Raw genomic sequence first — 8,360 nt, 5'->3', positions numbered from 1 at the left:
CAGGGGCATCGGGTCGCCGGTGGTGACCAGGTCCCGCAGCGGGTGCCGGGCCAGTACCGCGTCCACCTCCGGCGTCAGCGCCCCCGCCAGCCGGGACGACGCCGGACGCCGTTCGTCGCGCAGCGCGTCCACGGCGGTGAGGAGGACGGCCCGCCGGTCCGGTTCCGGGACTCCGGCTGCCGCCCGTTCGTGGAGCCGGGCGCCCTCCTCCAGGACCAGCTCCGTGTCCATGCCCGCCGGAATCTTGATCCGCGCGTGGCGCCGCCACGTGGTGACCGGATCGCTCCACGCCTCCACGGTGTACGTCCAGTGCCCCGTCGCCCCTGCGGTGACGGTGGCCCCCCAGCGGTCGGTGCCGGGCGCCAGTTCCCGCATCGGCGTGAACGGCCCCCGCCGGCCCTCGGGATCGGTCAGGACGACATGGGCGGCCACCGCGTCGTGCCCCTCGCGGAACACGGTCGCCGTCACCTCGAACGCCTCTCCGACGACCGCCTTCGCCGGCCGGCGCCCCTCGCGGACCACCGGCCGGACGTCGAGGACGGGGATACGGCCCACGGAGGTGGCGGGAGCGGGATCCACGGGAGTGGCGCTCACGGTGCTCGCTCCCGCAGTGGGCGACGGCGCGGGCGACGGCGACGGATGTCCGCCCTTGCCGCTCGGCCGCACGGGAGTTGATCCGGAACCGCGTTTCGCGGATGGGGGCGGTCCGGGCTTCGGGGGCGCCCCGGAACCGGCCCGCGCCGGTGGTGTGGAACCGGACGCCGACGGCGTCTTTGCGGTGTCGGGCGTCGGAGGGGATGACGAAGGGTGCTTGGCGGGCATGACCGCTCCTGTCCGCGTCAACGTAGGTGGGCGGATGACTGTGGGGAGGTGGGTCCTGCGGGGTCCTGCGTGATGCTCCTGATGCTCCGTCGTGTTCCGTGGTGCACGGCGGTGGTCCTGAGGGGTGTACCGAAGGAGCCTTCCCACCCTATTCGGGTGAGCAATCCGGCGCTTTGTTAACTACTCACGCGTATGTCGACACACAAGACCGGCCCCGCCCGCGCAGGGCGGAGCCGGTGCCCGACGGGCCCGCTCCCACGCCGCCGTCCGCAAGGCCCCCGCGCCTCTCGTTCGGACCGGGCCGGATCCGAACGAGGGGTCCTAGGGCGCCGGCGTCCGCAACAGCCGGTTCGGCGAGCCGAGTCCGCGGCTGCCCACCTTCCCGGTCGTCGCCCCCTTGACCAGGGCGTTCGCCACCTGCGCCGGGGTCGCCCCCCGGTGCCCGGCGAGGTACAGCGCCGCCGCGCCCGCCGCGTACGGGGACGCCATCGACGTACCCGAGGCGGCGACCCGTCCGGTGTCGCTCGTGGCGGCCGCCGAGGTGATGGCGACTCCGGGGGCGAACAGGTCGACGGCCGAACCGTGGTTGGAAAAGGCCGGTTTCTTGTCCTGCCGGTCGGTCGCGCCCACCGTGATCGCCTGTGTGACCCCCGCGGGCGAGTACAGCGCGGCGGCGTCGCCCTCATTGCCCGCGGCGACCGTGTAGCTGACGCCGGACGCGATGGAGGCGCGGACGGCGGCGTTCAACTGCGCGTTGTGGAAGCCGCCGAGACTGAGGTTGGCGACCGCGGGCTTCCTCGCGTTCCGGGTCACCCAGTCGATGCCCGCGATCACCTGGGCCGTGGTGCCCGAACCCGCGTCGTCCAGCACGCGCACGGAGACGATCCGGGCCCGCTTCGCGACGCCGTACGTCTTCCCCGCGACGATGCCGGCCACATGGGTGCCGTGGCCGTTGCCGTCCTGGGCGGTCCGGTCGTTCTGGACGAAGTCCCAGCCGTGCCGGGCCCGGCCGCCGAAGTCCCGGTGCGAGATCCGTACACCGGTGTCGATGATGTAGGCCGTCACCCCGGCACCCGCCGTGTCCGGCGAGGTGTACCGCTTGTTCAGCGGCAGGTTCCGCTGGTCGACCCGGTCCAGTCCCCAGGACGGCGGGTTCTTCTGGGTCCCGACCCGGGTCACCCGGGTGTCCTGGGCGACCGAGGAGACCCGGGGGTCGGCCGCGAGCCGCGCCGCCTGTCCCGCGTCCGCCCGGACGGCGTAGCCGTTCAGTACCGTGCCGTAGGTGTGGCTGATTCTCGCCCCGTAGCGCGCGGCGAGATCTCTGCCCGCCGCCGAGTGGGCCGCGGTCCCCTCCTTCAGTGTCACCAGGTAGCTGCCTGCCACGGAGCCGGGTGCTCCGGCGCCGGATATCCGCCCCATGGGCGCGGCGTGCGCGGGCAGGGTCGCGGCCGAAACCGTCGCGGCGCACAGGATCGCCGTCATGGTCGCCGTCATGCCCCCCGCCCGGCGCAGACGCCGCGTTCGCGTCCGTGCCATGGTCCGAGTTCCCCTCCTCGACTCGGCGTACGGCGCCGCGGGCCGGGGTGCACCCGGCGCGGGCCGGCACGCCACCGTGGCAGCGTCTCGTGCGGAACGAAGCACCACAAGAACGCCTATGGGTAGGGAATCAGCCATATACGCCTTGTGACGAATCGTTTGGTCCGGGGCACGCCGGTGCCGGGTTGTCCGGCTTCCGCCGTGGATGCCGTTTCCGCCGGTAGTGTCGTGCGGGACGACCGGACGCACACTGCCGTCCCTCCGCACCGCGACTCGCGCCGAGGTGGAATTTGAAGGCGATCCGTCGATTCACCGTCCGACCCGTTCTCCCCGACCCCCTCCGGCCCCTCAGCGGCCTGGCGCGCAATCTGCGCTGGTCCTGGCACGCGCCGACCGGCGACCTCTTCCAGGCCGTCGACCCCGAATGCTGGGCCGCCTGCGGCCGCGACCCCGTACGGCTGCTGGGCAGCGTGGGGCCCGAGCGGCTCACCGAGCTGGCCGGCGACCGCGCGTTCCTGGAGCGCCTCGACGCGGCCGCGGACGACCTGCACACGTACATGACCGGCGACCGCTGGTACCAGACCCAGTCCGGCACCCGGCCGCAGAGCGACCAGCTTCCCGCCGCCATCGCCTACTTCTCCCCGGAGTTCGGCATCACGGCCGCCCTGCCGCAGTACTCCGGCGGGCTCGGCATCCTCGCCGGCGACCATCTCAAGGCCGCCAGCGACCTCGGCGTCCCGCTGATCGGCGTCGGCCTGCTGTACCGGCACGGTTACTTCCGCCAGACCCTGTCCCGGGACGGCTGGCAGCAGGAGCACTACCCCGTCCTCGACCCCAACGAGCTGCCCCTCGTCCAGCTCAAGGAGCCCGACGGCACGCCCGCCCTGGTGGACCTCGCGCTGCCCGGCGGCCGGTCGCTGCGCGCCCGGATCTGGCTGGCCCAGGTGGGCAGGGTCCCCCTGCTCCTGCTGGACTCCGACGTCGAGGAGAACGACCTCGGCGAACGCGGCGTCACCGACCGGCTCTACGGCGGCGGCAGCGAGCACCGGCTGCTCCAGGAGATGCTGCTCGGCATAGGGGGTGTGCGGGCGGTGCGCGCGTACTGCCGGCTCACCGGACACGCGGCACCCGAGGTGTTCCACACCAACGAGGGCCACGCCGGTTTCCTCGGTCTGGAACGCATCGCCGAACTGAACTCCGAGGGACTGGAGTTCGACGCCGCCCTGGAGGCCGTCCGGGCCGGGACCGTGTTCACCACGCACACCCCCGTACCGGCCGGCATCGACCGCTTCGACCGCGCCCTGGTCGCCCGCCACTTCGGCCCCGGCGCCGAACTGCCGGGCATCGACGTCGACCGCGTCATCGGGCTGGGCCGGGAGACGTACCCCGGCGGTGAGCCCGGCCTCTTCAACATGGCCGTGATGGGCCTGCGCCTCGCCCAGCGCGCCAACGGCGTGTCCCTGCTGCACGGCAGCGTCAGCCGGGAGATGTTCGCCGGGCTCTGGCCCGGGTTCGACCCCGAGGAGGTGCCCATCACCTCCGTGACCAACGGGGTGCACGCGCCCACCTGGGTCGCCCCCGAGGTGCTCCGGCTCGGCGCCCGGCAGATCGGTGCCGAGCGCGCCGAGGAGGCGCTGACCGTCGGGGGTTCGGACCGCTGGGACTCGGTCGCGGACATCCCGGACGAGGACATCTGGGAGCTGCGCCGGTCCCTGCGCACTCTGCTGGTGATGGAGGTGCGGGAGCGGCTGCGCGCCTCCTGGCGGCAGCGCGGCGCCGGGACGGCGGAGCTGGGCTGGATCGACCGGGTGCTCGACCCGGACGTGCTGACCATCGGGTTCGCCCGGCGGGTCCCCTCGTACAAGCGGCTGACGCTGATGCTGCAGGACCGGGACCGGCTGACGGACCTGCTGCTGCACCCCGAGCGGCCGGTGCAGATCGTGATCGCGGGCAAGGCGCACCCGGCGGACGAGGGCGGCAAGCGGCTCATCCAGGAACTGGTCCGGTTCGCCGACGACCCCCGTGTGCGGCACCGGATCGTGTTCCTGCCCGACTACGGCATGGCGATGGCGCAGAAGCTCTACCCCGGCTGCGACATCTGGCTGAACAACCCGCTGCGGCCGCTGGAGGCGTGCGGCACCAGCGGCATGAAGGCCGCCCTCAACGGCTGTCTCAACCTCTCGGTGCTGGACGGCTGGTGGGACGAGTGGTTCCAGCCCGACTTCGGCTGGGCCGTCCCCACCGCGGACGGGGCGGGCACCGACCCCGACCGGCGCGACGCCATAGAGGCCGCCGCGCTGTACGACCTGCTGGAGCAGCGGATCACCCCGCGCTTCTACGAGCGGGGCGAGAGCGGGCTGCCGGACCGGTGGCTGGAGATGGTCCGGCACACCCTGAGCCTGCTCGGGCCGAAGGTGCTGGCCGGCCGTATGGTCCGCGAGTACGTCGAGCGCCTGTACGCGCCCGCCGCCGGCGGCCACCGCGCGATGGACCCGGACGCCGCGCGGGGCCTCGCCCGGTGGAAGGCCCGGGTGCGCGCCGCCTGGCACGGCGTGACCGTCGACCATGTCGAGACGTCGCAGACGACGGAGATGCCGGAGACAACGGGCACGGCGGAACTCGGCACCACCCTCGGGCTGCGGGTGCGCGTCGGCCTCGGCGGCCTCGGCCCCGACGACGTCGAGGTCCAGGCGGTCTCCGGGCGGGTGGACGAGGAGGACCGCATCGCCGACGCGACCCCCGTGCCGCTGAAGCCGGTGGGCGCCGCCGACCTGGAGGGCCGCTGGGTGTACGAGGGCCCGCTCTCCCTGGACCGCACCGGGCCGTTCGGCTACACGGTCCGTATCCTGCCCAGCCACCGGCTGCTGGCGCAGGGCACGGAACTGGGCCTGGTCGCGGTCCCCTCGGAGGACGTCCTGGGGACCGCGGGGTTGCTGATGCGGTGAGGCGGCGGTAGCGGGAGGACGGTGCGAAGGGCCTCAGAACTCCGTGAGGCCCTTCGTCGCGAGCCGGCGCAGGACCGTGCCGCAGCGGCGGGCGTAGGCCTGCTGCAGCCCGCGTGCGGCCGGGCCGGCCGCACGGGCGTACCACCTGGCCGGCCTGCTGAACGCCGAGACGGTCAGCCACACCGTCCCGTCACCGGTGCGGTCCACGACGAAGGACTCCTCGCCGCACTCCGGATGACCGGGCAGCGTGCCGTAGGCCCAGCCGGCCCTGCGGTGCTCCTCCACCGTCCAGACCACCCGGCAGGGCGCCCGGACCACTCCGGCGAGCGTGACGGTGACGTCGACGCCGGGCGCCGCGCGGTCGGCGGAGGTGTCGAACCCGACCCCCAGGGCCCGGTGCAGCTCCCAGGTGAGGACCGCCTCCGAGCCCTGGCGGAAGACCGCTTCGCCCTCGCCGAGGCGGGTGCGGACGCGCAGGGGGTGGAATCCGGGAGGGCAGAAACCCGGCTCGCGGGTCGCGCCGACATGGTCGTAGGTGAAGTCCGCCGAAGACATGGGACCCAAGGGTAGGGCGGCCACCGGCGGCGCCCGCACGGCGGGGCGCCGCCCCGGAGGTCCGGCCTCCGGGGCGGCGCCCCGTCCTCACGCGGTGCTCACGGGCCGCGACGTCCGGCCCGCGCACGATGCCTGCCCGTGACGGCTACGGGAAGGTGAGCCCCCAGCCGTTGATGTAACCGGTGTCCCGCGAGGCCTGGTCCTGCACCCGCAGCCGCCAGGTGCCGTTGGCGGTCTCGGAGGAGGCGTTGACCGTGTAGGTCTCGTTGACGTTGTCCGCCGAGCCGCCGGTGCGGTTCCTCAGGCGGTACGCCGTACCGTCCGGAGCCAGCAGGTCGATGACCAGGTCACCGCTCCAGGTGTGCACGATGTCGACCGGGACCTGGAGGTTGGACGGAGCGTTGCCCGTCCGGCCGGTCACGGTGATCGACGAGGTGACCGCCGCGCCGTTGTCCGGGATGGACACGTCGGTGGTGTTCTCGAAGGTGGTGCCGCCACCGCCGCCGCCGGAGCGTGTGCCGACGTTGATGCCGGCCCAGGCGTCCTGCACCGCCTTGTACTCGGCGCTGTCCGTGCCGTACAGCTCACCGGTGGCCGCGAGGGTGCCGGTGCGGGCGCCCGCGTAGTTGGTGGTCGAGGTGAACTTGGTGGTCAGCGCGCGGAACCAGATCTTCTCCGCCTTGGCGCGGCCGATGCCGGTGACCGGCAGGCCGTCCGAAGTGGGCGAGTTGTAGCTGACGCCGTTGATGGTCTTGGCGCCGCTGCCCTCGCTCAGCAGGTAGAAGAAGTGGTTCGCGGGGCCCGAGGAGTAGTGCACGTCGATCGAGCCGATCCCGGAGTACCAGGCGTCCTTGGACGCGCCGTCCTTGCTCGGCTTGTCCATGTAGCGCAACGGGGTGCCGTCGCCGTTGATGTCTATCTCCTCGCCGATGAGGTAGTCACCGACGTCGGAGGAGTTGGCCGCGTAGAACTCGACGGTCGAGCCGAAGATGTCGCTGGTCGCCTCGTTGAGGCCGCCGGACTCGCCGCTGTAGACGAGGCCCGCGGTGTTCGAGGTGAGACCGTGGGTCATCTCGTGCGCGGCGACGTCGATCGAGGTCAGCGGGTTGGCGTTGCCCGAGCCGTCGCCGTAGGTCATGCAGAAGCAGCTGTCCGACCAGAAGGCGTTGACGTAGTTGTTGCCGTAGTGGACCCGGGAGTAGGCGCCCACGCCGTCGCCGCGGATGCCGCTGCGGCCGTGCACGTTCTTGTAGTAGTCCCAGGTCAGCGCGGCCCCGTAGTGGGCGTCGGCGGCGGCCGACTCCAGGTTGGACGGGGTGCCGTCGCCCCAGACGTCGTCGGAGCCGGAGAAGAGGGTGCCGGTGCCGGAGGTGCCGCGGTTCAGGTTGTACGTCTTGTGCCCGCCGCGCGCGCCGTCGGTGAGGTTGTACGTCGACCCGGACTGGGTGGAGGTCAGGGTGACGGTGCCGCTGTAGACGGTGTGGCCGGTCGCGTTCTGGATGGCCTGCCACTCGTACAGCTTCTCGCCCGTGACGGCGTCGGTGATGACGTGCAGCTCCTGCGGGGTGCCGTCGTGCTGGAGTCCGCCGACGACCGTCTCGTACGCCACCGTGGGGGTGCCGCTCGCGGCCCAGATCACCTTGCGCGGGGCGCCGTCCACGTCGGGGCTCTTGGCGTCCTCGGCCTTCGCGGCGGACAGCGCCTGCTGCTCCGCCTCGGCGGTGGAGACCTTGGCCGTGGTCGTGGCGGGCTTCACCGCGGCCCGGGCGGCCTTGACGACCGACTCGGCCTCGCCGGGCTTCTCGCCCTGCACGACGAGGTCGCCGCCGAGGACGGGCAGGCCGTCGTAGGTGCGCTCGTAGCGGACGTGGACGGTGCCGTCGCGGTCCTTGAGGACGTCACGGACGACGAGCTTCTCCTTGGCGCCCAGACCGAGGTCCGCGGCGGTGTCCGCCTTGGTGGCGTTCGCCTCGCGGATCAGCTCGGCGCGCTGGGCGGGGGTGAGCCGGACCGACTCCGCGGCGGGCTTCGCCTGTGCGGCGGCCGGCGCGGAGTCCGGGGCCGCGGTGGCGCTGCCGGCCTGCACGGCCGTGGCGACCAGGGCGGCGACCCCGGCGAGGGCGACCGCGGCGGTGCGGCGGCGCGTCGTGCGGGGGGTGCGGGGGGTGCGTCTGTGGGAGGAGCTGCTTCTCAACACTGACTCCTTCTGCGCGGCCGCGGGTTGTGTGCGGCCAGGGGAGACCGGCCGGCTGGTGAGCCGGCCGGGCAGAACAGGGCGGTACGCGGTACCACGTGCTGCTGTGCTGGAGCGACGGCCGCGGCACGACGGTTCGGTGGCGCTGTGGGGCTGCCGTGCGAGGGCCGTGGGAAGAGTGGCAGGTGACCGCGGTTTCTGTCAGGAGCGCGTCAGAAACTTGGCCAAAAACGGTTCGTTGTCCGGGAGTTCAGGTTCGATTAACGGAAAGTTGCGCACGCGTAACAGGGGCCGCGGCGCACCCGCCC

Annotated in this window: 5 protein-coding genes; 1 reads left to right on the top strand and 4 read right to left on the bottom strand. The window is 72.9% G+C overall.

What is annotated here, in order from left to right; all coding sequences use genetic code 11:
* Both ACIF80_RS35740 and ACIF80_RS35735 read right to left on the bottom strand, forming a co-directional pair.
* The coding region (locus ACIF80_RS35740; RefSeq protein WP_399812715.1) for a maltotransferase domain-containing protein at positions 1 to 822 on the bottom strand (822 nt) is incomplete at its 3' end.
* A gap of 321 nt (positions 823 to 1,143) precedes the next feature.
* A complete protein-coding gene (locus tag ACIF80_RS35735) occupies positions 1,144 to 2,358 on the bottom strand; it encodes a S8 family peptidase (RefSeq protein ID WP_399812712.1) in 1,215 nt (404 codons plus the stop codon).
* A gap of 290 nt (positions 2,359 to 2,648) precedes the next feature.
* On the opposite strand from ACIF80_RS35735, the gene ACIF80_RS35730 reads away from it, so the two are divergent.
* Positions 2,649 to 5,303, top strand: a complete 2,655-nt coding sequence (locus tag ACIF80_RS35730) for a glycosyltransferase family 1 protein (protein ID WP_399812709.1) — start codon at positions 2,649 to 2,651, stop codon at positions 5,301 to 5,303.
* A gap of 33 nt (positions 5,304 to 5,336) precedes the next feature.
* On the opposite strand, the gene ACIF80_RS35725 is transcribed toward ACIF80_RS35730, so the two are convergent.
* Positions 5,337 to 5,858: a DUF1990 family protein gene (locus tag ACIF80_RS35725; protein WP_399812707.1), complete on the bottom strand. Its 522-nt coding sequence runs from the start codon at positions 5,856 to 5,858 to the stop codon at positions 5,337 to 5,339.
* Between the two features lie 145 nt (positions 5,859 to 6,003).
* The gene (locus ACIF80_RS35720; RefSeq protein ID WP_399812704.1) at positions 6,004 to 8,052 is read right to left on the bottom strand and encodes a M4 family metallopeptidase; all 2,049 of its coding nucleotides are present in this window, start codon (positions 8,050 to 8,052) and stop codon (positions 6,004 to 6,006) included.
* Between the last annotated feature and the right edge of the window lie 308 nt (positions 8,053 to 8,360).

The organism is Streptomyces sp. NPDC085927 (genome assembly GCF_044540975.1).
Lineage (GTDB): Bacteria > Actinomycetota > Actinomycetes > Streptomycetales > Streptomycetaceae > Streptomyces > Streptomyces hirsutus.
The sequence above is the reverse complement of the archived record's forward strand: the minus strand, read 5'-3'. Positions and strand labels throughout refer to the sequence as shown.

What these genes read in the sequence shown, in the direction of transcription:
- ACIF80_RS35725 (WP_399812707.1), bottom strand. Translation starts at nt 5,858, where the DNA reads ATGTCTTCGGCGGACTTCACCTACGACCATGTCGGCGCGACCCGCGAG.
- ACIF80_RS35735 (WP_399812712.1), bottom strand. Translation starts at nt 2,358, where the DNA reads ATGGCACGGACGCGAACGCGGCGTCTGCGCCGGGCGGGGGGCATGACG.